Genomic DNA, 26,638 nt, shown 5'->3' on the forward strand with positions numbered 1-26,638 from the left:
CACCGAGATCTACACTCGCGTATAATCGTCGGCAGCGTCAGATGTGTATAAGAGACAGGGGCGTGGCGCGCACCGAGGACACGCGCCTGACCTCCGACCTGGGCGAGGCGGTGGCGGTGGGGCAGGTCAACCTTCCGGCGCAGACCATCGACATGCGCGTCCGCCTGACTGTGCAGTCCGAGCAGGCGCTGCCCCCGCTGACCGTTCGCATGACCGGCGCCCTCGACAAGCCCACCCGCTCCTTCGAAATGCAGGAGGTGCAGGAGTATTTCGCCCGCCGCGCCGCCGAGGGGCTGCTCAACAGGGTGGTGCCGAAGGATCTGCCGATTCCCGGCGGCGGCAATGCCCCGAAGCCGGACGCGCTGTTGAAGGGGCTGATCGACGGGCTGAGGCGTTGAGAGTGTGGACGCGCGTGACGCTTTGCGTCCAAGCACCGTGATGCTTTGCGTCCAAGCCCGTTGAAGTTCCGTGGGGCGGGTCCCATAATGCGGCAGACAAGAAGCGGATTTTGAGTCGATGCAGGTGGACAATAAGATTCTGGACGATCTGGCCCGCGTTGCGGGTGGCGCGCTTGGCGCGCTGTCGTCCCTGCGCGAGGAAGCTGAGGCGCAGATGCGCCAGCAGTTCGAGCGCGTTCTGTCGCGGATGGACGTGGTGAGCCGCGAGGAGTACGAGGCCGTCCGCGCCATGGCCGCCAAAGCCCGCGAGGAGCAGGAGGCCATGGCCGAGCGGCTCGCCGCGCTGGAGGCCACGGTCGCGACGCTCAAGGCCGAACACGATCCGAAGCCGGCAACGGGCGCTTCCGCTCCCGCCGTCGGCCCCATCGCCGGAGGGGGCACCGGGCCGGTCTGATCCGGACCACCGCCTACGTCTCCGAACCTTCACGGATGCACCGCCGAAAACCAGTTGCGCCGGCCAGACCCTTTTGGCACGGTGCATTGGGTGGTATTCATCCGTCTGCCAGCCACAACATCTCGGGGCTTCCCCTTCTTGCGCGAAGGCGGATCGGCCCCGGGGCGGTTCCGTCCACCGCGCCTTTACAGGAGGACGCCGACATGTCGGCTGTTGCCGTCGACACCCCCTCATCCGCGCACAATCCCCTGGACATCGTCGAGGAGATCGTCACCGCCAACGAATGGCCCTTCGAGCGGGCCGGCGAGGACGAGCTGATCGTCGAGATCGGCGGGCGCTGGTGCGATTACCGCCTCTATTTCGTCTGGCAGTCCGACGTCAGCGCGATGCAGTTCTCCTGCCAGTTCGACATGAAGGTCCCGGCGGCCCGCCGCTCCTCGGTCAACGACCTGTTGGCGGAGGTCAACGCGCGCATGTGGCTCGGCCATTTCGATGTCTGCGCCGAGGAGCACACCCCGATGTTCCGCCAGACCATGCTGCTGCGCGGCTCGCGCGGCGCGACGGTGGAGCAGCTGGAGGACCTCGTCGAGATCGCCCTGTCGGAGTGCGAGCGCTTCTACCCTGCCTTCCAGTTCGTGATCTGGGGCGGCAAGTCGGCGTCGGAGGCGGTGTCGGCCGCCATCCTCGACACCGCCGGGGAGGCGTGACCGTCATGGCGCAAGGGAAGGCGCAGGGTTGCACGTTGCTGCTGGCCGGCTGCGGCAAGATGGGCGGCGCGATGCTCGACGGCTGGCTGAAGGCCGGCATTGCGTCCAGCGTCGCCGTCATCGAACCGTCCGGCCTGCCGGAGTCCCTGCGGTGCAACCCCGCGGTCGTGCTGGCCAGCGGCGCGGACGCCTTGCCCGCCGGCTTCGCGCCGGACGTGGTGGTTCTTGCGGTGAAGCCGCAGGTGATGGACTCGGTCCTTCCGGCCTACCGGGCGCTGGTCCGCCCCGGCACGGTGTTCCTGTCCGTCGCCGCCGGCAAGACGTTCGCCTCCTTCGAAGCGGTGCTGGGGGAGGGGGCGGCCATCGTCCGCTCCATGCCCAACACGCCCGCCGCCATCGGCCGCGGCATGACCGTCGCCGTCGGCAACCCGGTGGTGACCGAGGCGCAGAAGTCGCTGTGCGATGCGCTGCTGCGCGCGGTCGGCGACGTGGCCTGGGTGGAGGACGAGTCGCTCCTCGATCCGGTGACCGCCGTCTCGGGCAGCGGCCCCGCCTACGTCTTCCTGATGGTCGAGGCGATGGCGAAGGCCGGCGAGGCCGCCGGGCTGCCCGCCGAGCTTGCCATGCGTCTGGCGCGGGCCACCGTTGTGGGGGCGGGGGAACTGCTCCACCAGTCCCCGACCGCCGCCGCAGACCTGCGCAAGGCGGTGACCAGCCCCAACGGCACCACCCAGGCGGCGCTCGACGTGCTGATGGCCGGGGATGGAATGCAGCCGCTGTTCGACCGCGCCGTGGCTGCCGCCGCGAACCGCTCCCGCGAACTGGCGAAGTAAGGCGCCATGGCGGCCCTCAGCCCCTCCGCCCAACGGGTCCAGGCCTTGCTGGACGGTTTCGGCCACGGCCACAGTGTGGTCGAGCATGAGGGCAGCACCCGCACGTCGGAGGATGCCGCGAACGCCGTCGGCTGCGCCGTGGCGCAGATCGCCAAGTCCTTGATCTTCCGCGCGAAGGACAGCGGCCGGCCGGTGCTGGTGGTGGCCAGCGGGGCCAACCGGGTGGACGAGAAGGCGGTCGGCCGGCTGATCGGCGAGACGATCGAGCGGGCCGATCCGGACTTCGTCCGCGAGTCCACCGGCTTCGCTATCGGCGGGATTCCGCCCATCGGCCATGCCGTGCCGCCGCTGGTCCTGATCGACGCCGACCTGATGGGCCTTGACGCCATTTGGGCCGCCGCCGGTACCCCCAACGCGGTCTTCCGCCTGACCCCGGCGCAACTCGTCGCCATCACCGGCGGACGGGTCGAAGCCATCCGCAAGGGCTGACCGTCCGGCAACCGAGCCGGTCAACCGGGCAGGATGCCGCAGCGCGGCATGACCGCGCATCGCCGGGCCACCCCTCTTCCAAGCCTCTGGATTCTCTGGCAAGACTCTTCCCAACGAGTTCTTGAACAGAGACGCATCAGGGAGGCCCCCCGTGACTGACGCCCGGCACAACCCCTACGAGACCGACCTCGACCAGAACGCCGCCAACACGGTGCCGCTGTCGCCGCTCTCGTTCCTACGCCGCACCGCCGCCGTCTATCCGCAGCGCATCGCCGTGATCCACGGCCCGGTCCGCCGCACCTGGGCGGAAACCTACGAGCGCTGCGTGCGCCTCGCCTCGGCCCTGGCCAAGCGCGGCATCGGGCTGGGCGACACGGTCGCGGTCATGGCCCCCAATACGCCGGAATCCTTCGAGGCGCATTTCGGCGTGCCGATGACCGGCGCGGTGCTGAACGCCCTGAACATCCGCCTGGACGCGGAGGCGCTGGCCTTCATCCTTGAGCATGGCGAGGCCAAAGTCCTGCTGACCGACCGGGAGTTCTCCGGCGTCATCTCCAAGGCCGTCCACATGCTGGAGCCGAAGCGCCGCCCGATCGTCATCGACATCGACGACCCTCAGGCCAAGGGCGGCGAATTGATCGGCGAGCAGGCCTACGAGCAGTTCCTGGAGACCGGCGACCCGGCCTACGAGTGGCCGATGCCGGCCGACGAATGGCAGGCCATCGCGCTGAACTACACCAGCGGCACCACCGGCAATCCCAAGGGCGTCGTCTACCACCACCGCGGCGCCTACCTGAACGCCATGGGCAACGTGCTGACCTGGGCGATGCCGCACCATCCCGTGTATCTGTGGACGCTGCCGATGTTCCACTGCAACGGCTGGTGCTTCCCCTGGACGGTCACCGCCATGGCCGGCACCAACGTCTGTGTCCGCACCATCACCGCCAAGGGCATCTACGACGCTCTGGCCGACCTCGGCGTCACCCACATGTGCGGCGCCCCCATCATCATGGGCCTGATCGTCAACGCGCCGGAGGACCAGAAGCGGGAGATCCCGACCGGCGTGAAGATGATGACCGCCGGTGCCGCTCCGCCCGCCGCGGTGATCGAAAAGATCGAGCGGCTGGGCTTCGACGTCACCCACGTCTACGGCCTGACCGAGGTCTACGGCCCGGTCACCATCTGCGCCTGGCATGAGCACTGGAACGACCTGCCGCTGGAGGAGCGCGCGGCGCTGAAGGCGCGGCAGGGCGTGAACTACGCCACGCTGGAAGGGCTGATGGTCGCCGACCCCAACACGCTCCAGCCGACTCGCAAGGACGGCGTGACGATGGGCGAGATCTTCATGCGCGGCAACACCGTCATGAAGGGCTATCTGAAGAACCCGCGGGCCACGCAGGAGGCCTTCTCCGGCGGCTGGTTCCACACCGGCGATCTCGGCGTCTGGCATCCGGACGGCTACATCGAGCTGAAGGACCGCTCCAAGGACATCATCATCTCCGGCGGCGAGAACATCTCGACCATCGAGGTCGAATCGGTCCTCTACAAGCATCCGGACATCGTCGAGGCCGCCGTGGTCGCCCGCCCGGACGAGAAATGGGGCGAGACGCCCTGCGCCTTCGTCACCGTGAAGGAGGGCAAGCAACTGACCGAGGCCGAGGTGATCGCCTATTGCCGCGAGCATCTGGCCCACTTCAAGTGCCCGCGCACCGTCGTCTTCACCGCCCTGCCGAAGACCTCGACCGGCAAGATCCAGAAATACGTGCTGCGCGATCAGGCCCGCGCGCTGAACGGAGCGAAGGTGTGACCGCTGTGACCGGGGGCTTCGGCCCCCTTCTGCCCGAGGAACGGGCGGACGCCACGGCCCTGGTTCGCCAGGGTTTCGGCATTCCCCGTGAGTATTTCGACCGGTCGGTGGAGTTGTTCGGGCCGGGCGTGATGCGGGGCCTGCGCGCCGGACCGGAGGCGGGTCGCGCCGGGCAGCTTGTTGCCTGCGCCGCCGTCTGGCCGATGGACCAGTGGTTCGGCGGGCGCCCGGTGCCGTCCTGCGGCGTGGCGGCGGTGGCGGTCGATCCGGCGCAGCGCGGGCGCGGCTACGGCACCGCGCTGATGCGCGGTTTGCTGGAGGAGGCGCGCGCCGGGGGCGCCGCACTGTCGGTGCTCTACCCAGCGACCCTACCGGTCTACACCCGCCTGGGCTTCGGGCGGGGTGGGGTGTCCTTCGACTGGAGCGCGCCGCCGGGCGCCCTGTCCGCCGGGCCGCCGCCGGGGGACGGGTGGATCCGCCGGACCGACGCGAGCGACGCCAGCGAGCTTGCGGCGCTACGCCGCAGCCTGCTCACCACCGCCAACGGACTGGTGGAGCGCAATGAAGGCCTGTGGAGCTTCGCCCTCTGTCCGGACGGTGCTCCGTCCGACGTTTACACTTTGGGTGGTCCGAAAGGGGCAGAGGGATACGTGGCGGTAGCGCCGCCGTCGGACCGGAAGCTGGTGGTTGCGGATCTGTGCCTGCTCAGCCCGCGTTCAGTGCGGCTGGCGCAAGGTTTCCTGGCCGGCTACCGGGCGCAGGTCGACCGCGTCTCCTGGCGCGGCGGGCCCGACGACCCCCTGGTCCTGATGGCGCCGGACGCCGGTCCGCGTGCCGACGCTCGCGACGAATGGCTGTTGCGCATTCTCGATCTTCGCCGCGCCTTGGAAGCCCGCGGCTATCCACCTGGGGTTGCCGGCGAGTTGGTGCTGGACGTTTCCGATGCGGTGATTCCGGAGAATTCCGGCACTTTCCGGTTGCGCCTGTCCGATGGAAAGGCCGTCGTGGACCGGGTTCCGGAGAAGACGGGCGGCGGCGGAAAAGCGGCCGGAGCGGGGCTTTCCCTGTCCATCGCGGCCTTGTCCGCCCTCTACAGTGGCCACAAAGGCCCGCAGATTCTCCGCCAAGTTGGCCTTCTGCGTGGCGGCGAAGACGCGATGGCGCTGGCGGCGCTGCTTTTCTCGGGGCCGGCGCCGTGGATGCCGGACCGGTTCTGAAGCGGTGATACCAGTTGCGTTTATCAAACCAGAAATTAACCCTTTCTGATGTATCCCTTAGCGACAAAGGCATGACGACGGCCAAAGCATAAGGCCGTACGATCCGGGGGAGCCCGATTTCATGACGATTGGAACGCGGATTGCGCTCGGTTTTGCGGCGGTCCTTCTGATGACGGTCGCGGTGGCGTTCGTTGGCTGGAACAGCCTGCGCACCTACGCCGGGCGTGTCGATCTGGCGGCCCACACCGCCGAACTGGACGCCCGGCTGAAAACCGTGCGGATCGAGGAAGCCCGCTTCGTCACCGAGCGCGACTCCAAGGCCGCCGACAATGTGCCCGGCATGCTGGACCGGCTGCGCGACGAAGCGCAGGGTACGCGGTCCGCGCTTGAGGACGCCGGCAGCATCCGGCTGGTCGACGAGATCCTGGCGGGCATCGCCGGCTATCGCAGCGCCTTCGCCAACTTTGTCGCCCAGGACGCGGAGGCCCGCGCCCGCACCCAGAGCATGGAGACACGCGCCCAGGCCCTGCGGGAGATCGCGGAGAAGATCGGCAAGCAGCAATCCGACCGCTACGACCAGAACATGGTCAGCCTGAAGGACGCGGAGCACGCCGTGCGGCAGAGCCGCGACACCTCCGACCGCGCCGACCGGCTGATCGAGATGGTGCTGGAGGCGCGCCGCCTGCAGTCCGACTTCGCGCACACCCGCAATCCGGCGACGATGGCCGCCGCCGGGGAGGCCATCGCGGCGCTGCTGGCCAACGCCGAAGCCATCGAGAAGGATCTTCTCGGCACCAACGACGAGGAATTGGCCCAGCGGATCGTCACCATCGCCGGCGCCTACCGCATGGTGTTCGACCAGACCCGCGCCGAAGGCGCCGGCGAACCGGCCAGCGGCCGCATCCAGGCGCTGGATCGCCACGCCCTTGAGATCCAGAATCTCGCCCACGAGATGCAGGAGAACCAGTCGATGGTCTCCAGCGCGCTCCAGGAGGCCGCGAACTTCGCCCAGAGCGAGGTGAACGAGGCCGTCCAGCTGCGCGGCATCGCCATGCGCCTGATCCAGGGCGCGCAGTCCGCGATGCTGGGGCAGCGCGATTTCATCCTGATGAACGGGGAGGATGCCCGCGCCCGGGTGCATGGCGCGGTCAAGGAGACGCTGGGGCTCGCCACCCAGGCCGGGGCCGTGCTTGTCGATTCGGAAGGCCGAGCGCTGATCGCCGCCATCACCGAGGCCGCCCAGGCCTTTGATCGGGAGTTCGCCGCCCTCGTCACCACCAGCGAGAACCAGCGCACCGCCTCCAAGACCATGGCCAAGGCCGCGGGCGACGTCAGCGAGCAGGTGGCCCGTCTCGTCTCCATCCAGCGCGACGACCGCGAGAACGGGCGCAGCGGGGCGGAGCTGATCATCATCATCGGCGCCGCCGTGGCGCTGGCGCTGGGCATGGTGATGGCCTGGATCATCGACCGTGCCATCACCCACCCGATGCACGCCATGACCAAGGCGATGGGCCGGCTGGCCGAAGGCGACCTGACGGTCGACATTCCCGCCGGCGATCGCAAGGACGAGCTGCGCGCCATGGCCGAGGCACTCAGCGTCTTCAAGGAGAACGCCCTGGAGATGCAGCGCATGGAAGGGGAGCGGGAGGAGATGCGCCGGCAGATCGACGCCGACCGCCGCCGCACCATGAACGAGTTCGCCAACGGCTTCGAACAGGCTGTGTCGGGCGTCGTCCTGTCGTTGACCGAGTCCGCCGGCAACCTCGGCCGCGACGCGCAGGAGATGTCGTCGGACGCCGCCCTGACCACCGCCAAGTCGAGCGCCGTCGCCGCGGCGTCGGAGCAGGCGTCCAGCAACGTGCAGACCGTTGCGGCGGCTGCGGAGGAACTGTCCTCCTCCATCGCCGAGATTTCCCGCCAGCTCAACAGCAGCTCGCAGGTGGCGGTGGGGGCGGCGGCCAAGGCGACGGAAACCAACGGCATCGTCGAAGGTCTGGCCGAGGCGGCGCAACGCATCGGTCAGGTGGTGGACCTGATCGGCGAGATCGCCGAGCAGACCAACCTGCTGGCCCTGAACGCGACCATCGAGGCGGCGCGGGCCGGGGAGGCCGGAAAGGGTTTCGCCGTGGTGGCGACGGAGGTCAAGAACCTTGCCGGCCAGACCGCCAAGGCGACCGAGGAGATCTCCAGCCAGGTGGCGCAGATGCAGGCGGCGACGGGCGGGGCGGTGGGCGCCATCCGCACCATCTCCGACGCGGTCGGCACGATCAGCAGCACGGTCACCGAGATCGCCCGCGCCATGGAGCAGCAGGGGCTCGCCACCCGCGAGATCGCCCAGAACGTCAATCAGGCCGCCGAAGGCACGCAGGAGGTGATGCATCACATCGCCGAGGTGACCAACGCCGCCACCAAGACCGGCGGCGCCGCCGACGCGGTGCTGAGCGCCAGCCGCACTCTGGCCCGTCAGGCCGATCATCTGCGCTCCGAGGTGCAGGGCTTCCTCAACAAGGTGCGGACCGCCTGAGCCGTCTGGCGGGGTTTGCCTTTCATCGTGGGACCGCGGGCCGGGGCCGAAAAATCCCCCGGCCCGTTCCCGTTGCTTTCGCACGGGGCATCTGTTAAGCCGCGCCGTGCCTCACGGACGCGAGAACTTATGGCTTTCCCCTTGTCACAGCGCGACTCCGCCCGGGGGATACCCGACGGGATTCTGGCGGGTCTGGCCGGCGTGGCGGTGGCGGCGCTCGGCCCGCTGGCCGCCATGGCGCCGCGCGGTTTGCCGGTCTGGGCCATCCTGATCGCGCTGGTCGGGCTGGCCGGCCTGGTCCGCCGCGGCGCCCTGGGGCGGCTGCAACGGACGATGCCCGGCACGGCGGTGGTTCTGGCCTTCCTGGCTCTGGCCTCCCTCTCCATCCTGTGGAGCCCATCGCCGCGCTCCGGCCTGACGGTGGTGGAGATCGGCTACATCGGCCTCGGCGCGCTGGCCGGCGGGGCGTGGATGTCCTCCCTGCCGGGGGTGGAGGCACGGCGGTTGACCGGCCTGTTCCTGTTGGGCGTGTTCGCCGGCGTCCTGCTGTTCGCCTTGGAAGCCGCGTTGGATTTTCCGCTGCACCGCTGGTGGAACCATGTGCCGGCGGGCGTCGAGATCGCCGAGACCAACGTGCCCAAGCGCACGGCGGTCCTGCTCTGCCTGATGGTCTGGCCGGCGGCGATGGCGCTCGACCGGGCCGGGCGGCGGGGGCTGGCCGTCGCACTTCCCACAGCCTTCGCCGCGGCCTGCCTGTTGCTGACCAGCCGGTCGGCCATGCTGGGCATTGCCGTCGGCGGGGTGGCCTTCGCGCTCGCCGTCTGGTCGCCGCGGCTCGTCCGTGGGGCGCTGGCGGCGGTGTTGGGGGTGGCCTTCGCCTTCGTGCTGCCGCTGGTGCTGCTGTTGGACCGCGTGTTGAACCTGGACGGTGCCGACTGGCTGTTCCGGTCGGCCCAGCACCGGGTGGAGATCTGGGGCATGGCCGCCAGTCGAGCGCTGGAGACGCCCTTCTTCGGGCAGGGCATCGACGCCTCGCGCGCGCTGGAGCCGGAAGGGGCGGTGTCCCGCTTCGGCACGCTGACCGACAGCCTGCTGCCGTTGCACCCCCACAACGCCTTCCTGCAGGTCTGGCTGGAGCTTGGCGCCTTCGGCGCCGCGCTGGCTCTGGCGGCGGCCTTGCTCCTGCTGTTCGGCACCGGGCGGCTGGAGCGGCGGCTGCAACCCTTCGCGCTGGCCCTCTTCGCGTCGGCACTGGCGATGGCGAGCACGGCCTACGGCATCTGGCAGGCGTGGTGGATGGGCGGCATGCTGGCGGCCGGCCTGATGCTCCGGCTGGCCGCGCGCACTCCGGCGGGGGGCGAATGACGGGCGCGCACGGCAACGGTCGCCGCCGCGTCCTGGTCATCAAGCTGGGGGCTTTCGGCGACTTCTTCCTGGCCCAGACCGCCTTCTCGGCCATCCGGCGGCACCACGCCGCCGACCATCTGGCGCTGCTGACCCTGCCGTCCCTGGCTCCGCTCGCCCGCCTCAGCGGCCTGTTCGACGAGGTTCTGGAGGACCCGCGGGAGCGGTCGCTCGGGGCCTATCGGCGCGTCCGCCGCCTGCTGCGCGCCGGGCGTTTCGACCGGGTCTACGACCTCCAGGCGCAGCGGCGCACTGACCGCTACTTCTGGCTGCTTGCCCCCGGTCCCTGGCCGGAATGGTCGGGCACGGCCTGGGGCGCCTCGCACCGCGATCACTATCCGGGCCGCCGCAAGGTGCCGGTGATCGAGCGCTACACCCGGCAGTTGGCGCCCTTCGGCATCGTGCCGGACGCGGTGCCGGACCTGTCCTGGCTCGACGCCGACACCGGCGGTTTCGGCATCGCCGCGCCCTACGCGCTGCTGATTCCCGGTTCCTCCCCCGGGCGGCCCGACAAGCGCTGGCCGATCGAGCGCTACGGTGAACTGGCGCGCGCGCTGGCGGCCCGCGGGATCACGCCGGTCGTGCTGGGCACGGCCATCGAGGCGGACCTCGCGCGGGCCATCACCGCCGCCTGTCCGCAGGCGGTGGACCTGACCAGCCGCACCAGCGTGCCCGAGATTGCCGGGCTGGCCCGTCGGGCCTGGGCGACGGTGGGCAACGACACCGGCCCCACGCATCTGGTCGCGGCCGTGGGGTGCCCCATCCTGGGCCTTTTCTGCGACGCCTCCGTCCCGATCCATGCCAACGGGCCGCGCATGGTCGTCCATCACCGCCCCGCCTTCGCCGACATGGACGTGGCCGGCGTGCTGGCGGCGATGGATGCTCTGCCGCCGAACCGATAGAGTGCCGCCGATCATGTTGCGGAAGCCATAAGGATTTGAGCAGGCAGGACGCCAGCGCCATGCCCGCCGATGCGGTCACCCCGCCTGCCGGAAAGCCGGGCGGGCGTCTGATGCTGCTCGCCAAACTGGGGGTGACCCTGGCGGTTCTCGGCGTGCTGGGTGTCAACGCCGACTGGACGGCCTTGCTGGCGCGCGTCACCGGAGCGGACCCCGTTTGGCTGGCGGCCGGCTTCGCGGCGAAGCTGCTCGCCGTGGTCTGTGCCGGGGAACGCTGGCGCGACGCCCTGCGCGCCGCGGGCGAACGGGTCTCGCACGCGCTGGCGATGCGGCTGATGTTCACCGGCCTGTTCTTCGGGCAGGTGCTGCCGGGGGCGCTGGGCGGCGACGTGGTGCGCGGCTGGCTGACTTACCGGGGCGGGGCGTCTTCCACCGCCGTGGTGCTGGCCCTGGTGCTGGACCGGCTTCTGGCCCTGGTCGGCTGCATCCTGCTTCTGTTCCTCGGCCTGCCGCACCTCGTGGCGACGGCCCCGCCCTCGGTCGCCTGGGCCGGACCGGTGGCGGTGGCGCTGCTCGCCATCGCCATGGTCGTTGGGCTCCAGGCGGACCGTCTTCCGCTGCCGGGCGTCCTGCTGCGCCCACCGGTCCGGGCGGTGCAGGTGCAGGTCGCGCGTCTGCGCTCGGCGCTGGTCAGCCGGGCGGCGCTGGCCGGGCTGCTGCACAGCGCGGCGGTCCACGCCTGCACCGTCTTCGCGGTGATCGCCTACGCCCATGCGCTGGGCATTCCCTTGCGGGTTCTGGACGCGCTGGCCGTCGTGCCGATGACGATCTTCGCGGCGGCGCTGCCCATCTCGCTGAACGGCTGGGGCGTGCGGGAGGGGGCTTTCGTCGCCGGCTTCGCGCTCTACGGCCTCGACGCCACCGACGCGCTGGCCCTGTCGCTGATGATCGGGCTGTCGGTCACCCTGTCGTCGCTGCCCGGTGGCCTGCTCTGGCTCAGCCTGAAGGGCTCTGCGCGGCCCTGAGCCGGGCCAACGCCCAACCCGCGGCGTCCCGCACCACCTCGCTTGGGTCTTCCAAGAGGCGTTCGGCCGCCCGTTCGGCTGCTGCGGCGTGGCGGGCGTCGCCGCTGTTGCCCAGAGCCACCAGAACGTTGCGCACGAAGCGGTCGCGGCCGATCCGCTTGATGGGCGAGCCGCTGAAGACCTGCCGGAAGCCCGCGTCGTCCAACTGCGCCAGATCGGCCAGCCGCGGCGCCGTCAGTTCCGCCCGCGGCAGGAAAGCCGCCTCGCGCGAGCGCTGGGCGAACTTGTTCCACGGGCAGGCGGCCAGACAGTCATCGCAGCCGTAGATGCGGTTGCCCATCAGCGGGCGCAATTCCTCCGGGATCGGACCCTTGTGCTCGATGGTCAGGTAGGAGATGCAGCGCCGCGCGTCCAACTGGTTGGGCGCGGGGAAGGCGGCGGTGGGGCAAGCGTCCAGGCAGCGCCGGCACTGGCCGCAACGGTCCACCCCCGGCGGGTCGGGCGGAAGCTCCAGCGTCGTATAGACCTCACCCAGGAACAGCCAGGAGCCATGGGAGCGCGACACGAGGTTGGTGTGCTTGCCCTGCCAGCCCAGCCCGGCCTTCTCGGCCAGCGGCTTTTCCATCACCGGGGCGGTGTCCACGAAGACCTTCAGCTCGGCCTTGAAACGGTGGGCGATCCATTGGCCCAGCGTCTTCAGCCGGCCCTTGATGAGGTCGTGATAGTCGCGGTTCCTCGCATAGACCGACACGATGCCGCGGTCGGGATGCGCCAGCAGGGCGCGCGGGTCCTCCGCCGGAGCGTAGCTGGTGCCGAGCGCGATGACGGTGCGCGCCTCCGGCCACAGGGACTGGGGATGGACGCGGCGGTCGGCCTTGTCCTCCATCCAGCCCATGTCGCCGTGCCGGCCCTGGCTCAGGAATTCGGCCAGCCGCGCCTTGGCCTCCTCGCCCAGCTCCGCCCGCGCGAAGCCGACCGCGTCGAAGCCCAGCGACAGGGCGCGGTCGCGGATCGCTTCACGGGTGGAGGTGGGTGAGTCGGACATGGTGATGGCTTGATCGCTTAGCCCTCTCCCCTCTGGGGAGAGGGTGGCCCGGAGGGACGGTGAGGGGGATGCGCATGGCGTGAGGTTCGGTAAAAGCGCACCCCCCTCACCCTAACCCTCTCCCCAGAGGGGAGAGGGGATTTAGGAGGGGTTCACCCCCGGATCAGCCGCGGCCGCGGTAGGTCTGGACGTCCTGCGACGGAATCCACACGCCTTTCGGCGGTTCGCCGGTGGCGTAGAACACGTCGATGGGGATGCCGCCGCGCGGGTACCAGTAGCCGCCGATGCGCAGCCACACCGGCTTCAGCTCGTCCGCCAGACGCTTGCCGATGCCGACGGTGCAGGCCTCGTGAAAGGCGCCATGATTGCGGAAGCTGGTCAGGAACAGCTTGAGCGACTTCGACTCCACCAGCCACTCGCCCGGCACATAGTCGATGACCAGATGGGCGAAGTCCGGCTGGCCGGTGATCGGGCAGAGCGAGGTGAATTCCGGCGCGGTGAAGCGCACGACGTAGTGGTCACCGGGGTTCGGGTTCGGCACGCGCTCCAGCACCGCCTCGTCCGGCGTCTTCGGCTGGACGGTGGCGCCGCCGAGTTGGGTCAGGCCGGCGTAGATGTTTTCAGACATCCGCGGATTCCTTCTTCGCGGGTTTCGCCGGCTTCACCTTCAGGTGGGCCAGCGGGTCTTCGGTGGCCGGGACGTCGCCCTCGTTCAGGCGGGCCTCCAGCGCGCTCGCGACCTCTTCGAAGCGGCCGTCCTCGATGGCCTGCCGAAGCTCGGCCATCAGGTCTTGGTAATAATGCAGGTTGTGCCAGGTGAGCAGCATCGGCCCCAGCATCTCGCCCGCCTTGAACAGGTGATGCAGATAGGCACGGCTGTGGTTGCGGCACGCGGGGCAGCCGCACTCCTCGTCCAGCGGGCGCTCGTCGTGGGCGTGGCGGGCGTTGCGGATGTTGATGGTGCCGCGCCGCACGAAGGCCTGACCGGTGCGGCCCGAGCGGGTGGGCATCACGCAGTCGAACATGTCGACGCCGCGCCGCACCGCGCCGATCAGGTCGCTGGGGCGGCCGACGCCCATCAGGTAGCGCGGGCGCTCCTTGACCATTAGCGGCTCGGTGAAGTCGAGCACGGTGAACATCGTCTCCTGGCCCTCGCCGACGGCCAGCCCGCCGATGGCGTAGCCGTCGAAGCCGATGTCCGACAGAGCCGCCACGCTCTCGGCCCGCAGGTCCGCGTAGACGCCGCCCTGCACGATGCCGAACAGACCGTAGCCGGGCCGCTCGACGAAGGCGTCCTTGCTGCGCTTGGCCCAGCGCATCGACAGGCGCATGGACGAGGCCGCCTGCGCCTCCGTCGCCGGGAAGGGGGTGCACTCGTCCAGGCACATGGTGATGTTGCTGTCCAGGAGATGCTGGATCTGGATCGAGCGTTCCGGCGTCAGATGGTGCTTGCTGCCGTCGAGGTGGGATTTGAATGTTACCCCCTCCTCGGTCATGGTGCGCAGGTCCGACAGGGACATGACCTGGAAGCCGCCGCTGTCCGTCAGGATCGGCTTGTCCCAGTTCATGAAGCGGTGCAGGCCGCCCAACTGCCCGACGCGCTCCGCCGTGGGGCGCAGCATCAGGTGATAGGTGTTGCCCAGCAGGATTTCCGCGCCGGTGGACTTCACGGCGTCGCTGGTCATCGCCTTGACGGTGGCGGCGGTGCCCACGGGCATGAAGGCCGGCGTGTTGATGACGCCGTGCGCGGTGGAGACCCGCCCGCGCCGGGCGCGCCCGTCGGTCTTCAGAAGCTCGAACCCGATCCCGGTCATCACACCCTCCGGAGCAGCGACGCGTCGCCGTAGCTGAAGAAACGATAGTTCTGGCCGATGGCGTGCGCGTAGGCCGCCTTCATCGTGTCCATGCCCGCGAAGGCGCAGACCAGCATGAACAGGGTGGAGCGGGGCAGGTGGAAGTTGGTCACCAGAAGGTCCACGATCTTGAAGCGGTAGCCGGGGGTGATGAAGATGTCGGTGTCGCCACTGAAGGCCCGGATGCTGCGGTCGTCCAGCCCCGCCGTCTCCAGGATGCGCAGCGCCGTGGTGCCGACCGACACGATCCGCCCGCCCGCGGCGCGGGTGGCGTTGATGGCCTCGGCGGTCTCCGCGGAGATTTCGCCCCACTCGCTGTGCATGCGGTGCTCGGCGATGTCGTCCACCTTGACCGGCAGGAAGGTGCCGGCCCCGACATGCAGCGTCACCGGCACGCGGCGGACGCCGCGCGCGTCGAGCGCCGCCAGAAGCTCCGGCGTGAAGTGCAGACCGGCGGTCGGGGCGGCCACGGCGCCCTCCCGCGCAGCGAAGACGGTCTGGTAGTCCGCCGCGTCCTGCTCGTCCGCCTCGCGCCGGATGTAGGGGGGCAGGGGCATCCGGCCGTGGCGGTGCAGCGCCTCCATCAGCTCCGGCCCGCCCTTGGAGAAGCGCAGGCGCACCTCCATCCCGTCCTTGGCGACCACCTCGGCGGCGAAGTCCTCGGCGATGGCGATCACGTCGCCGGGCTTCAGCCGCTTGCCGGGCCGGGCGAAGGTCGCCCACTCCCGCTCGCCCTCGCGCTTGTGGAGGGTGATCTCCACCCGCACCTCGCCGCGCCGGCCGTCCAGCCGGGCGGGGATGACGCGGGTGTCGTTGACGACCATCAGGTCGCCCGGCTCCAGCAGGGCGGGCAGGTCGCGCACGACGCGGTCGTGCAGACGCTCCGCCACGTCGAGCAGACGGGCGGCGTCACGCGGCTTGGCCGGATGCTCGGCGATGCGGTCCGGCGGAAGGTCGAAGTCGAAATCGGCGGTCTTCATGGGAGCCGCTCGTATAGACCAAAGCGGTGGGACGGGGGAAGCATTACGAGTCGGCGCTTATTCGGGCAAAGGGAGGGCCTGTGCGGTCAGGGCGGCGGTCTGGCGGGCGTGCAGGACGTCCACGTCGAAGCCCTGGATCATCTCCTGGAACAGCCGGTACCAGTTCACCTCCGCCTGGAGATGCAGGAAGACGGAGCCCAGACCTATAGCCGCGCGGTCCATGAAGACGAATTCCCGCGGCACCTCCACCCCGCCGACGCGGCGCAGCTCCGCATGGACCTTGGCGGCGGTCTCGCGGCCATAGTGGCCGGAGTTGGTCTCCTCGATGCGGCGGCTGCGGTCGTCCATGATCGGGGCGTAGACGAAGCGCGCCCAGATGTTCAGAACGTCCACCAGCTCCTTGGTCGGGTTGCCGAAGCCCCAGGTGCGGTAGGCCTCCACCGCCTTGTCCTGGTTGCCGGTCTGCAGCGCGTCGTAGAGGTCGATCACCCCCTTCACGAAGCGGGCCGGGAAGACGCGGATGCAGCCGAAATCCAGCAGGTTGATGGACCGGTCGGGCCGCACCGTGTAGTTCCCCAGATGCGGGTCGCCGTGGATGATCCCGTAGCCGTAGAAGGGCACGTACCAGGCCCGGAACATGTTCATCGCCAGCGCGTCGCGGGCGTCCGGATGGTCCTTCACGAACTCCAGGATCTTGCGCCCCTCCACCCATTCCAGCGTCAGCAGGCGCCGGGTGGACAGGTCGGGCACCACCGCCGGCACATGGACGCCGGAGGTGTCGGCCAGCATGGCGCGGTAGAGGCGGGCGTGCTTGGCCTCGCGCTCGTAATCCAGCTCCTCGCGCAGCCGGGCGCCGATCTCGGCCTGGATCTGCTTGGTGGAGATGGCGCTGTCCGTCCGCTCGAAGATGGCGAAGATCAGGCCGAGCTGGCGCAGGTCCGCCTCCACGGCGGAGGCCATGTCCGGATACTGGAGCTTGCAGGCGAGGTTCTGCCCATCCAGTCCCACGGCCCGGTGCACCTGCCCCAGCGAGGCCGCCGCCGCCGCTGTCTGTTCGAAGTGCCGGAAGCGCTTGTGCCAAGCGGGGCCAAGCTCGCTCGCCATGCGGCGCTTGACGAAGGGCCAGCCCATCGACGGCGCGTCGGCCTGGAGCTGGGACAGCTCCTGCACATACTCGCGGGGCAGGGCGTCAGGGATGGTGGACAGCAGTTGCGCCACCTTCATCAGCGGTCCCTTCAGCCCGCCCAGCGCGGCGCGCAGTTCGGCGGCGTGGCGATCCCGCTCCAGGGGGATGCCCAGCACCCGTTCTCCGGCGAAACGGGCCGCAAGGCCCCCTACGGCGGTCCCGACCCGCGCATACCGCGCGATCCGGCCGCCAAGCCTGTTCTCATCCGTGTTCGGCATGCCGAATAGGTGGGTGCGGCGGGGCCGAAAGGCGAGTCCCAGGCTGGACGAAACCGGAACGCACCGGCGCCGTCACCCGCCCGGCGCGATGTTCTGGTTCACGCAGAAGAGGTTGCCGGGGTCGTATTTTGCCTTCAGCGCCCGCAGGCGTTCGTAGTTCGGCCCGTAGGCGGCCTGGACGCGCTGTTCGTCGTCGGTGACGAAGTTCACATAGACCCCACCGGTGGCGTAGCGGGCGGTCCGGTCGGAGACGCCGCGCGCCCATTGGATACAGGCGCTGTCCTCCGGAGGGGTGTTCCAGCGCGCGTGCACGTTCATGACGAAGAGGGCGTCGCGGTGCGGATAGGCGGTGGCGTCCGCCGGCACGCGGTTGGCCGCAGCCCCCAGCAGGCCGACGAATATCTCGCACTGGTTGGAGGGCAGCCTTCCGGCTTCCTCAATCAGCGCATCGATCAGCCCGTCCTCCAGCCCGGTGAAGTTCTGCGATTTCCAATAGTTCCGCGCGCCCGGCACCAGGAGCGGGTCGAAGGCCGCCTGCCACGCCGCGTAGGGCATGAGGCCGACATGCTCCCCAATCGGCGTGCCCAGCGACAGCACCGGTTCCAGCGCCTTGCGGGCCGCCGCCTCGTCGTCTCCGGCGCAGATGACGGGCATGACCACCACCTCCTTGCCATGCACATCCGGTGGCAGGAAGGGCAGGGGGGGTGCCTTACGCAGCACCATCCAGGCGGTGGCCTCGTCCGGTAGGGATGCCGTGGAGTCGCGGTAGCGGCGCATCAGATCGCCGGCCCCGGCGAAGGGATGGACGACCAGCCCGGCGAACACCATCGGGCCCACGGGATGCAGGCGGAAGGTGAAGGAGGTGACGATGCCGAAATTGCCGCCGCCGCCGCGGATGGCCCAGAAGAGGTCGGGATTCTCGTCGGCGCTGGCGCGCAGGAACTTCCCATCGGCGGTGACGACGTCGGCGGACAGCAGATTGTCAACCGTCAGCCCGTATTTGCGGGTCAGCCAGCCGAATCCGCCGCCCAGCGTCAGCCCGGCGATGCCGGTGGTGGAGTTGATGCCGACCGGCACGGCCAGCCCGAAAGCCTGCGTCTCCCGGTCGAGATCGCCCAGCGTGGCGCCGGGCGCCACCCGCGCCGTCCGGCTGATGGGGTCGACATGGACGAAGCGCAGGGCGCCGAGGTCGATCAGCAGGCCGCCGTCGCACAGGGAATTGCCGGCGATGTTGTGGCCGCCGCCGCGCACGGAGACCAGCAGCCCGTTCTCCCGCGCGAAGCGTACCGCCTGCATGACGTCGGCGGCGCCGGCGCAGCGGGCGATCAGGCCGGGCCGGCGGTCGATCATGGCGTTCCAGATCGTCCGGGCCTCGTCATAGCCCGGCGACTGCGGGGTCAGCAGCGGGCCGCGCAGACGGACGGCAAGATCGTTGACGGCGTCCTCGGAAAGGGTCGCGTCCCGCCGGTCGGCGGTGCGAAGCGTGAAATCGCCCATCAAGCACCTCCCACGTCAATGCAGCAATTTTCGCGAATATCCGGAGCGGATTGGCGCAACAAGGGTAAAGTTTCACCCCTGTACAGGCCATCCGGGAAAGGGCTCCCTCCGGTGTTCTTCCGGACGGAGCCACCCCTCAATTCGGTGTCTGCGCGGCTTCGACGGCGGAGGGCGGTGGATCAGCCGCCCTGGCTGCGGATCCAGGCGGCGGTGGCGCTGTCCATGGTGTTCTTGTGGTTGATGAACCACTCCGGCACGACCTCGGTCAGATAGCCGCGGACCAAGGCCAGATTGCCGGCGGCCATGCGCTTGGCGATGCCTTCTAACTCCAGGCGGACGCGGTTGTGCTCGTGGACGTGGATGGGCGTCGGCGGGAAGCCGTACTGGTGCATCAGCTCCTCCTCGCGGGCCAGATGGTCGCGGAGGTGCTGGGCAAAGGCGGTGAAATGGGCGGGCAGGTCGGCGTCCGACGCCTTGGCGGCTTCGGCCAGAAGCTCGATGGTCTCCTTGTGGTCGGCGTCGATGATGGCGTTGCCGACTTCCAGGGACGGACTCCAGGCGGGGATCGAGAGGGGGGGCATGGTGCTCTCCGAAGGGATCGTTGGAGGCACCATACCCATCCTGCGATTAGGGATTCTTGACGTCCGTCAAGAAAACCCGGTCAGGGCTGATTTTCCAGCTCGTCAACAAAGCCGCGGATGACGTTCAGCCCCTTCTGCCAGAAGGCCGGATCGCTGGCGTCCAACCCGAAGGGGGCCAGAAGATCCTGATGCCTCAGCGTGCCGCCCGCCGACAGCATCGCCAGATACTTCTCCGCGAAGCCCTTCTCCGATTCCTGGTAGACCGCGTAGAGCGAGTTCACCAGGCAGTCGCCGAACGCGTAGGCGTAGACGTAGAAGGGCGAGTGGATGAAGTGCGGGATGTAGGACCAGTAGTTCCGGTATCCCTCGTCGAAGCGCAGCGCCGGGCCGAGGCTTTCGGTCTGCACCGCCATCCAGATCTCGCCCAACCGCTCCGCCGTCAGTTCGCCCTCGCGGCGCTCGGTGTGGACGCGGCGCTCGAAGTCGAAGAAGGCGATCTGGCGGACCACCGTGTTCAGCATGTCCTCGACCTTGGAGGCCAGCATGATCTTGCGGCGCTTCGGGTCCGTCTCGCTGTCGAGCAGGGCGCGGAAGGTCAGCATCTCGCCGAACACCGACGCGGTCTCCGCCAGGGTCAGCGGCGTGTCGGACAGCAGGTGCCCCTGTCCGCCGGCCAGGATCTGGTGCACGCCGTGGCCCAGTTCATGCGCCAGCGTCATCACGTCGCGCGTCTTGCCCTGGTAGTTGACCAGCAGATAGGGGTGAACGCTGGGCACCGTGGGGTGGGCGAAGGCGCCCGGCGCCTTGCCGGGACGCACCGGCGCGTCGATCCATGCGTTGTCGAAGAAGCGCTTGCCCAGTGCCGCCAGATCCGGCGAGAAGCGGCCATAGGCGCCCAGAACCAGATCGCGCGCCTCGTCCCAGCGGATGCTGCGGTCGGCGTCGTCGGGAAGCGGCGCGTTGCGGTCCCAGTAATCCAGATGGTCCTGCCCGAACCACTTGGCCTTCATCGCGTAGTAGCGGTGGGACAGGGCCGGGTAGGCATCCTTCCCCGCCGCGGCCAGCGCGTCCACCACCTCGTCCTCGACGCGGTTGGACAGGTTGCGGGCCGACGTGGGCGCCTTGTAGTTGCGCCACGTGTCGTCGATCTCCTTGTCCTTGGCCAGCGTGTTGGTCACCAGGGCGAACAGGCGGATGTTGTCGCCCATCACCCTGCCGATCACCGTCCCGGCCTCCTTGCGGACCTCCTGACGGCGGTCGGACAGGCGGTTCAGCGCCTCCGCGCAGGTCAGTTCCTTCCCGCCGATGGGAAAGCGCAAGCTGGCGATGGTCTCGTCGAACAGGCGGTTCCAGGCGGCGCGCCCGACCACATGCTTCTCGTGCAGCAGGCGTTCGACCTCGTCGGAGAGCTGGTGCTCGCGGAACAGTCGGACGTCGCGCAGCCAGGGGGCGTAGCGGGCGAGGTCCTTCGACGCCGTCAGCTTGGCGTCCAGCACCTTGTCCTCCAGCCGGTTGATCTCCAGCGTGAAGAAGACGAGGTGGGTTGAGATGCCGTTCACCCGCTCCTGTGCCGACTGGTAGAACTTGGCGATGGTCGGGTCGGTCATGTTGCCGTTGTAGACCAGCCCGGCGTAGGACATCACCCGCGACAGCACCTCGTCGATGCGCTCGTACTCGCGGATGGCGGCGGCGAAGGCGTTGCCGTCCAGACCGGCCAGCTTGGTCGCGTACTTCTCGTAGAAGTCCTTGGATGCGCGCTCCATCCGCTCCAGGTCGGCCTTCAGTTCCGCCGACTCCATGCCCGGGTAGAGGTCCGTCAGGTCCCAGGAGGGCAGGGCGCCGAGGTCAGGCCCGTCCCCCGTGGCGGCCAGGGCGGTGTCGGGCATGGTGGTCTGGGGAGCGCCAAGGAAATCGCCAATCGGGTGCCGGGTGGCGCTGCGGGTCATCTGTCCCTCCGTTCTGGGCTTGGGCCGTTCTGGGCTTTGGCCGTTCTGTGCTTGGAACGGGATATAAGCGCCGCGCGGGTTCGGGGGAAGGCTGCGCTGCGGCGCCCGCTCAGGGAGCTTGGCTTTCCTGCGCGCGGCGGATCGCCGCCTCCACGCATTGCAGGTGCAGCTTCTTGCGGGCGAGTTGGCGGGTCCGCCGCTCCTCCAGGTCGGTGGTGGGCATCGCTTCGATGGCGCAGCCGCGCCAGCCGTTGGCGTCCAGCGCGCGGGCGACCTCCGCATAACCGAAATAGCCTTTGTCCGGCTGCTCCCACGGCGCGCGGAAATCGGCGCGGCGCAGGACGAAGCGGTTGGACTGGCTGGACCCGCCGAGACTGGTCAGCCGGGCCACGATCAGCCGTTCGCCGTTCGGGTGGACAACGGTCAGGATCGGGCGGATGCCGAAGACGGGCGGGTCGCTGCTCATGGCGACATGCATAGCGTTCCAATCTCCAATAGGCCAGAGACAAGGCCGCCGCAGAGGGAACACGATCACGGCCAGGGTGTCGCGGCCCGTGAAAAATGGGGGCAGTCATACGCAAGTATGCGATCAGATCGTCCGTTCAAAAATTAGTGGTTCACAAGTGATTGTTGCGCGTCTTCTATGGGAGCTGGCGAGGAGATTTGATGCTCAACGAATCAATTCTCCCGATGTGGGAAGGGGAGGGCGGCAATGACATTGTTGGTGCGCTTACGAAAGCCGGTTTTGGCGGTGTTCTTCCTCTTGTCGTGGCTTCTTCCCGTCGCCGCGGCCCAGCCGCAGCAGGCCATGCCCGTCGAACTGCCCGCCGGCAGCTACGACGCGCAGGGCACGGCCCTGTCGGCCCTGGTCTATGTGCCGGACAGCGCAAGGGCGCGCGGCAAGGCGTCGCTGCTGGTCCTGCTGCACGGCTGCGAGCAGGACGCCCGCACCTTCTTCGAGGATTCGGGCTGGAAGGACATGGCCGACGCCCATGGCTTCGTCGCCCTGTTGCCGGCGCAGAAGCACAATCTGCTGTCCATGGTGGGAACTGGGGGCTTCGGGCGTTACGGCAACCCGCTCGGCTGCTTCAACTTCGCCGACCGGCTGAACAGCCCGTTGAAGGGCTTTGTGCCGAGCGAGGCGGCGGCCATCGCCTCGATGGTCGGGGCGGTCGTCTCCGGCAAGGGGCTGGGCGCCAACGGCCCGGCGGTGGATGCGGAACGGGTGTCCGTCACCGGCCTGTCGGCGGGGGCGGGCATGGCGGCGACCCTGCTGGCCGACTTCCCGCAGGTCTTCGCGGGCGGGGCGCTGTTCGCGGGCGTGCCGGTGATGTGTGCGCAGAGCATGCAGTCGGCCGCGTCGCTCTGCGGCATCTCCGTGTCGCGCGGCTGCGCCGAGGTGAAGGCGCGCTCCGGCGGCTACGACAGCCGCGAATGGACGAAGGCGGTCCAGCGCGCCCAGCACCCCGCCGGGCGTCCGCGCGTGCTGATCGTCCAGGGGACGGCCGACTGCACCGTGGACCCGCAGAACGCCCTCTACCTGACCAACCAGTGGACTGCCTTCCATGGTTTGAAGACCGACGCTCCGGTGATCATCGGTCAGGAGCCCTCCTGGCCGGAGCGCGCCGTGCGGCAGGGCTACGCCCCGGCGGGTGCCAACGCCCTGTGGGTGGAGACGGTGCTTCTGAAGGACGTCGGCCACGTCATGCCCATCGACACCGGCAACCCGCAACGCCCCTGCGGGCGGGTGCGGGTGTCGGAGACGAAGACCTACATTGAGAATGTCGGCTTCTGCGGCGCCGCGCTGGCCGCCGGCTTCCTGCAACTGGAACAGTAACACCCGCCGGAAGGGCGGCGGGCGGGTTCGGCACTCACCAAAGTGGTGCGACAGCCCGCCGCACCTTCCGGAATGCCGTTTGCCAAACGATGCAGATCTGACGCAGATTGGGGCCGCTGCGTGAACGTTCATTGCGCGGCTGCGGAGAAACGCGAACCAAACAAAATATAAGGGACGCCCCCCATGAGCCAAAGCTCGGCCGATCGCTACAACCAGATCCACGCCCGTTCCCTGTCCGATCCCGATGGATTTTGGGGCGAGGCGGCGGAAGACATCACCTGGATCAAGCGCTGGGACAAGGTGCTGGACGACAGCAACGCGCCCTTCTACCGCTGGTTCACCGGCGGCGTCCTGAACACCTGCTACAACGCCGTCGACCGCCATGTGGAGGCCGGACGCGGCGCCCAGGCGGCGATCATCTACGACAGCCCAGTCACCAAGACCGTGCAGACCATCACCTACGCCGAACTCCAGGATCAGGTCGCCCGCTTCGCCGGCGCGCTGCGCGCCCAGGGCGTGGAGAAGGGCGACCGCGTCATCCTCTACATGCCGATGATTCCGCAGTCGCTGGTCGCCATGCTGGCCTGCGCGCGTCTCGGCGCGGTGCATTCGGTGGTGTTCGGCGGCTTCGCCCCGCACGAGCTGGCGACCCGCATCAACGACTCCCGGCCGAAGGCCATCGTCTCGGCCTCCTGCGGCATCGAGCCGAACCGCGTCGTCAAGTACAAGCCGATGCTCGACGCCGCCATCGAGCAGGCGGAGCACAAGCCGTCCAGCGTCATCGTCTTCCAGCGCCCGCAGGAAACCGCGACCCTGATCGAAGGCCGCGACGTGAATTGGGCGGAGGCTGTCGCCAAGGCCGAACCGGCGGAATGCGTGCCGGTCGCCGCGACCGACCCGCTCTACATCCTCTACACCTCGGGCACCACGGGCCAGCCGAAGGGCGTGATCCGCGACAACGGCGGCCACGCCGTGGCGCTGAAGTGGACGATGAAGAACATCTACAACGTCGAGCCGGGCGAGGTGTACTGGGCGGCGTCGGACGTGGGCTGGGTGGTCGGCCACTCCTACATCGTCTACGGCCCGCTGCTGCACGGCTGCACCACGGTGGTCTTCGAGGGCAAGCCGGTGGGCACGCCGGACGCCGGCACCTTCTGGCGGGTGATCGAGCAGCACAGGATCGGCACGCTGTTCACCGCCCCGACCGCCTTCCGCGCCATCAAGCGCGAGGACCCCAACGCCGAACTGCTGAAGAAGTACGACCTGTCGCACTTCCGCGCCCTGTTCCTGGCCGGCGAGCGGTCGGACCCCGACACGCTGCATTGGGCCGAGGACAATCTGAACGTTCCGGTCATCGATCACTGGTGGCAGACCGAAACCGGCTGGGCGATCTCCGGCAACCCGCTGGGCGTGCATCTCTTCCCGATCAAGTACGGCTCCGCCACCCGCCCGATGCCGGGCTGGGACGTGCAGATCCTGAACGCCGAGAACAAGGAAGTGCCGCGCGGCGACATCGGCGCCATCTGCGTGAAGCTGCCGCTGCCTCCGGGCACGCTGCCGACGCTGTGGAACGCCGACGACCGCTACAGGAAGTCGTACCTGTCCGATTACCCCGGCTATTACCAGACCGGTGACGCGGGCTTCATCGACGACGACGGCTACGTCTACATCATGGCCCGCACCGACGACATCATCAACGTCGCCGGTCACCGCCTGTCCACCGGCGGCATGGAGGAGGTTCTGGCCAGCCACAAGGACGTGGCGGAATGCGCGGTGATCGGCGTCGCCGACGACCTGAAGGGGCAGGTGCCGCTGGGCTTCCTCTGCCTGAAGGCTGGCGTGACCCGCCCGCACGAGGAGATCGTCAAGGAGGTGGTCCAGTTGGTGCGCGAGCAGATCGGCCCGGTCGCCGACTTCAAGCGCGCCGTAGTGGTGGAACGCCTGCCGAAGACCCGCTCCGGCAAGATCCTGCGCGGGACCATGCAGAAGATTGCGGACAACCAGGACTACAAGACTCCGGCGACCATCGACGATCCGGGCATCCTGCCGGAAATCGCCGAGGCGCTGCAGTCGCTGGGCTACGCCAAGACGCATCAGGCGGGCTGACCGCTTCCGCCTGCAACAGGCGCGGCGTCCGAAACCCCTTCCCCGGCACTGCCCGGGGGAGGGGTTTTCTTTTTCCGCTAAGCCTTGTCCAGGGTGGACAGGGATTCGGCCAACTCGTCGAGCCGCGCCTGTTCCGCCTCCAACGCCGCCAGCGCATGACGGGCCTCGGTCAATTCCAGATCAAGTTGATCGCGCCGCCGCCGGATCAGTTCCTCCAGCGGGGTCAGCTCCGTCGTGGCCAGCGCCTGGGCGATGGCGGCGTTGCTTCCGCCGCCCAGCGCCAGCCGGACCATGCGCGCGGTCGGGCGGATGCCCTGCGCCTCCAGGTGGCGGGCGGTAACCAGGATCTCGATGGTGTCGTGATGGCGTGCCATGGCTCCGCCCTTATGACGCAGTGCACCCATTCTTGCCAAGCCGCGCGCCGGAGTCGCCGATTCATCCGCGCACGGTGGCAATTTGCCGCAAGTTTTTGCGGAAACGTTCTTTCTCTCGCTGGCCGGCGGCTCACGCTTGCCGTAAATCTACTTACCATGTAGATTAATAGACATAATAACACAGCGATTGCCGATCAATCTGGCGCGCCAGTCTCTCGCTTCACCGATCCGCTTCCGCACCGCTGACGAACCAGGAGATACGATGAACACGCTGCCGCCCTCCAAAATCCGCTTGGCCAAGCGCCATTTCGCCGCCGCCTTCGGCGTCCTGCTGGCGACGACGATTTCCGGATCCGCCATGGCCGCCGCCACGGACGGGCCACTGGTCACCACCGACTGGCTGGAAAAGAACCTCGGCGACCCGAAGGTGAAGGTCATCGAGGTCAGCGTGAACCCCGGCGTCTACGAGCGCGGTCACATCCCCGGCAGCGTGAATTTCTCCTGGCACACCGACCTGAACGACACCGTCCGCCGCGACATCGTGGGCAAGGAGCAGTTCCAGGCCCTGCTCTCCAAGGCCGGGGTGGAGAAGGACAGCACCATCGTCCTCTACGGCGACACCAACAACTGGTTCGCGGCCTGGGGCGCCTGGGTGTTCGACATCTACGGCGTTGACAATGTAAAGCTGCTGGACGGCGGTCGTAAGAAGTGGGAGGCGGAGAACCGCGCCCTGTCCAGCAAGCCGGCGGAGGTGAAGCCCAGCAACTACACCGTCTCCAAGGTGAACACCGGCCTGCGCGCCCGCCTGACCGACGTGGTCGCCGTTGCCGACGGCAAGAGCGACGCCAAGCTGGTGGACATCCGCTCCCCCGACGAATACCAGGGCAAGGTCTTCGCCCCGCAGGGCATCCAGGAGCTGTCGATCCGCGCAGGCCATATTCCGGGTGCGGCGAACGTTCCCTGGGGCAAGGCGGTGAACGAGGCCGACGGCACCTTCAAGTCGGTGGCGGAACTGAAGGCGCTCTACGCCTCGGTCGGCATCGACGGCTCCAAGCCGGTCATCACCTATTGCCGCATTGGCGAGCGGTCGAGCCACACCTGGTTCGCCCTGTCCAAGCTGCTGGGCTATCAGGTGAAGAACTACGACGGGTCCTGGACCGAATACGGCAACGCCGTGGGGGTCCCGGTGAACAACCCGGCCGGTACGGTCTGGGCGGCCAAGTGACGGGTGGCCATGGATGGATGGCCGACTGATACC

The 26,638-nt window shown here is 68.8% G+C and carries 24 protein-coding genes; 14 read left to right on the forward strand and 10 right to left on the reverse strand.

The window, feature by feature from the left end; all coding sequences use genetic code 11:
• The 11 genes from Q4I23_RS07135 to Q4I23_RS07185 all read left to right on the forward strand — a co-directional run.
• Nucleotides 1–398, forward strand: a 398-nt coding sequence (locus tag Q4I23_RS07135) for a hypothetical protein (RefSeq protein ID WP_498525738.1), incomplete at its 5' end; no start/stop codon positions are given.
• A 118-nt stretch (nucleotides 399–516) separates the two neighbouring features.
• Nucleotides 517–852 carry an accessory factor UbiK family protein gene (locus Q4I23_RS07140; RefSeq protein WP_454018010.1) on the forward strand — a complete coding sequence of 112 codons (336 nt, stop codon included), beginning with the start codon at nucleotides 517–519 and terminating at the stop codon, nucleotides 850–852.
• Nucleotides 853–1,055: 203 nt separating this feature from the next.
• Nucleotides 1,056–1,559 (forward strand): type III secretion system chaperone family protein, encoded by a 504-nt coding sequence (locus Q4I23_RS07145; RefSeq protein WP_014239927.1) that lies wholly within the window; start codon nucleotides 1,056–1,058, stop codon nucleotides 1,557–1,559.
• Nucleotides 1,560–1,564: 5 nt separating this feature from the next.
• Nucleotides 1,565–2,392: a pyrroline-5-carboxylate reductase gene (gene proC / locus Q4I23_RS07150; protein ID WP_498525739.1), complete on the forward strand. Its 828-nt coding sequence runs from the start codon at nucleotides 1,565–1,567 to the stop codon at nucleotides 2,390–2,392.
• 6 nt (nucleotides 2,393–2,398) lie between these two features.
• On the forward strand, nucleotides 2,399–2,881 hold the full coding sequence (locus Q4I23_RS07155; RefSeq protein WP_498525740.1) for a YbaK/EbsC family protein: 483 nt from the start codon (nucleotides 2,399–2,401) through the stop codon (nucleotides 2,879–2,881).
• A gap of 151 nt (nucleotides 2,882–3,032) precedes the next feature.
• Complete coding sequence (locus Q4I23_RS07160) at nucleotides 3,033–4,688, forward strand: acyl-CoA synthetase (protein WP_498525741.1); 1,656 nt, start codon at nucleotides 3,033–3,035, stop codon at nucleotides 4,686–4,688.
• Complete coding sequence (locus Q4I23_RS07165) at nucleotides 4,685–5,905, forward strand: GNAT family N-acetyltransferase (RefSeq protein WP_498525742.1); 1,221 nt, start codon at nucleotides 4,685–4,687, stop codon at nucleotides 5,903–5,905. The genes Q4I23_RS07160 and Q4I23_RS07165 overlap by 4 nt, the downstream gene beginning before the upstream one ends.
• 121 nt (nucleotides 5,906–6,026) lie before the next feature.
• Complete coding sequence (locus Q4I23_RS07170) at nucleotides 6,027–8,429, forward strand: methyl-accepting chemotaxis protein (protein ID WP_454018016.1); 2,403 nt, start codon at nucleotides 6,027–6,029, stop codon at nucleotides 8,427–8,429.
• 129 nt (nucleotides 8,430–8,558) lie between these two features.
• Complete coding sequence (locus Q4I23_RS07175; RefSeq protein ID WP_498525743.1) at nucleotides 8,559–9,794, forward strand: O-antigen ligase family protein; 1,236 nt, start codon at nucleotides 8,559–8,561, stop codon at nucleotides 9,792–9,794.
• Nucleotides 9,791–10,735 (forward strand): glycosyltransferase family 9 protein, encoded by a 945-nt coding sequence (locus Q4I23_RS07180; RefSeq protein WP_454018018.1) that lies wholly within the window; start codon nucleotides 9,791–9,793, stop codon nucleotides 10,733–10,735. The genes Q4I23_RS07175 and Q4I23_RS07180 overlap by 4 nt, the downstream gene beginning before the upstream one ends.
• A 59-nt stretch (nucleotides 10,736–10,794) precedes the next feature.
• Nucleotides 10,795–11,757, forward strand: a complete 963-nt coding sequence (locus tag Q4I23_RS07185; RefSeq protein ID WP_454018019.1) for a lysylphosphatidylglycerol synthase transmembrane domain-containing protein — start codon at nucleotides 10,795–10,797, stop codon at nucleotides 11,755–11,757.
• On the opposite strand, the gene queG is transcribed toward Q4I23_RS07185, so the two are convergent.
• From queG to Q4I23_RS07230, 9 genes are all read right to left on the reverse strand, one after another.
• A complete protein-coding gene (gene queG, locus Q4I23_RS07190) occupies nucleotides 11,729–12,802 on the reverse strand; it encodes a tRNA epoxyqueuosine(34) reductase QueG (RefSeq protein WP_498525744.1) in 1,074 nt (357 codons plus the stop codon). The two genes, Q4I23_RS07185 and queG, sit on opposite strands and share 29 nt — an antisense overlap.
• Nucleotides 12,803–12,965: 163 nt before the next feature.
• Nucleotides 12,966–13,430 (reverse strand): preQ(1) synthase, encoded by a 465-nt coding sequence (gene queF, locus Q4I23_RS07195; RefSeq protein ID WP_454018021.1) that lies wholly within the window; start codon nucleotides 13,428–13,430, stop codon nucleotides 12,966–12,968.
• On the reverse strand, nucleotides 13,423–14,616 hold the full coding sequence (tgt, locus tag Q4I23_RS07200) for a tRNA guanosine(34) transglycosylase Tgt (protein ID WP_454018022.1): 1,194 nt from the start codon (nucleotides 14,614–14,616) through the stop codon (nucleotides 13,423–13,425). Before tgt ends, queF begins: the two co-directional genes overlap by 8 nt.
• The gene (gene queA, locus Q4I23_RS07205) at nucleotides 14,616–15,635 is read right to left on the reverse strand and encodes a tRNA preQ1(34) S-adenosylmethionine ribosyltransferase-isomerase QueA (RefSeq protein ID WP_454018023.1); all 1,020 of its coding nucleotides are present in this window, start codon (nucleotides 15,633–15,635) and stop codon (nucleotides 14,616–14,618) included. The genes tgt and queA overlap by 1 nt, the downstream gene beginning before the upstream one ends.
• A gap of 57 nt (nucleotides 15,636–15,692) precedes the next feature.
• Nucleotides 15,693–17,039, reverse strand: coding sequence for an ABC1 kinase family protein (locus tag Q4I23_RS07210; protein WP_498525745.1), 1,347 nt, complete (start codon nucleotides 17,037–17,039; stop codon nucleotides 15,693–15,695).
• 72 nt (nucleotides 17,040–17,111) lie between these two features.
• Complete coding sequence (locus Q4I23_RS07215) at nucleotides 17,112–18,536, reverse strand: FAD-binding oxidoreductase (RefSeq protein WP_498525746.1); 1,425 nt, start codon at nucleotides 18,534–18,536, stop codon at nucleotides 17,112–17,114.
• Between the two features lie 179 nt (nucleotides 18,537–18,715).
• Nucleotides 18,716–19,117: a bacteriohemerythrin gene (locus Q4I23_RS07220; protein ID WP_498525747.1), complete on the reverse strand. Its 402-nt coding sequence runs from the start codon at nucleotides 19,115–19,117 to the stop codon at nucleotides 18,716–18,718.
• An 80-nt stretch (nucleotides 19,118–19,197) separates the two neighbouring features.
• Entirely contained in the window at nucleotides 19,198–21,003 is a 1,806-nt protein-coding gene (locus Q4I23_RS07225; RefSeq protein ID WP_498525753.1) for a M3 family oligoendopeptidase, read from the reverse strand.
• 169 nt (nucleotides 21,004–21,172) lie between these two features.
• Complete coding sequence (locus Q4I23_RS07230; protein ID WP_114860556.1) at nucleotides 21,173–21,529, reverse strand: hypothetical protein; 357 nt, start codon at nucleotides 21,527–21,529, stop codon at nucleotides 21,173–21,175.
• 297 nt (nucleotides 21,530–21,826) lie between these two features.
• Here Q4I23_RS07230 and Q4I23_RS07235 point away from each other — a divergent pair, with 297 nt between their 5' ends.
• Both Q4I23_RS07235 and Q4I23_RS07240 read left to right on the forward strand, forming a co-directional pair.
• Nucleotides 21,827–22,900, forward strand: coding sequence for an extracellular catalytic domain type 1 short-chain-length polyhydroxyalkanoate depolymerase (locus Q4I23_RS07235; RefSeq protein WP_498525748.1), 1,074 nt, complete (start codon nucleotides 21,827–21,829; stop codon nucleotides 22,898–22,900).
• Nucleotides 22,901–23,083: 183 nt separating this feature from the next.
• A complete protein-coding gene (locus Q4I23_RS07240; RefSeq protein WP_454018027.1) occupies nucleotides 23,084–25,006 on the forward strand; it encodes a propionyl-CoA synthetase in 1,923 nt (640 codons plus the stop codon).
• Nucleotides 25,007–25,083: 77 nt separating this feature from the next.
• On the opposite strand, the gene Q4I23_RS07245 is transcribed toward Q4I23_RS07240, so the two are convergent.
• Nucleotides 25,084–25,380, reverse strand: coding sequence for a DNA-binding protein (locus tag Q4I23_RS07245; RefSeq protein WP_014239949.1), 297 nt, complete (start codon nucleotides 25,378–25,380; stop codon nucleotides 25,084–25,086).
• A gap of 262 nt (nucleotides 25,381–25,642) precedes the next feature.
• On the opposite strand from Q4I23_RS07245, the gene Q4I23_RS07250 reads away from it, so the two are divergent.
• Nucleotides 25,643–26,605 carry a sulfurtransferase gene (locus Q4I23_RS07250; protein ID WP_498525749.1) on the forward strand — a complete coding sequence of 321 codons (963 nt, stop codon included), beginning with the start codon at nucleotides 25,643–25,645 and terminating at the stop codon, nucleotides 26,603–26,605.
• Nucleotides 26,606–26,638: the final 33 nt, after the last annotated feature.

The sequence above is a fragment of the Azospirillum sp. UFLA03-27 genome (genome assembly GCF_059803775.1).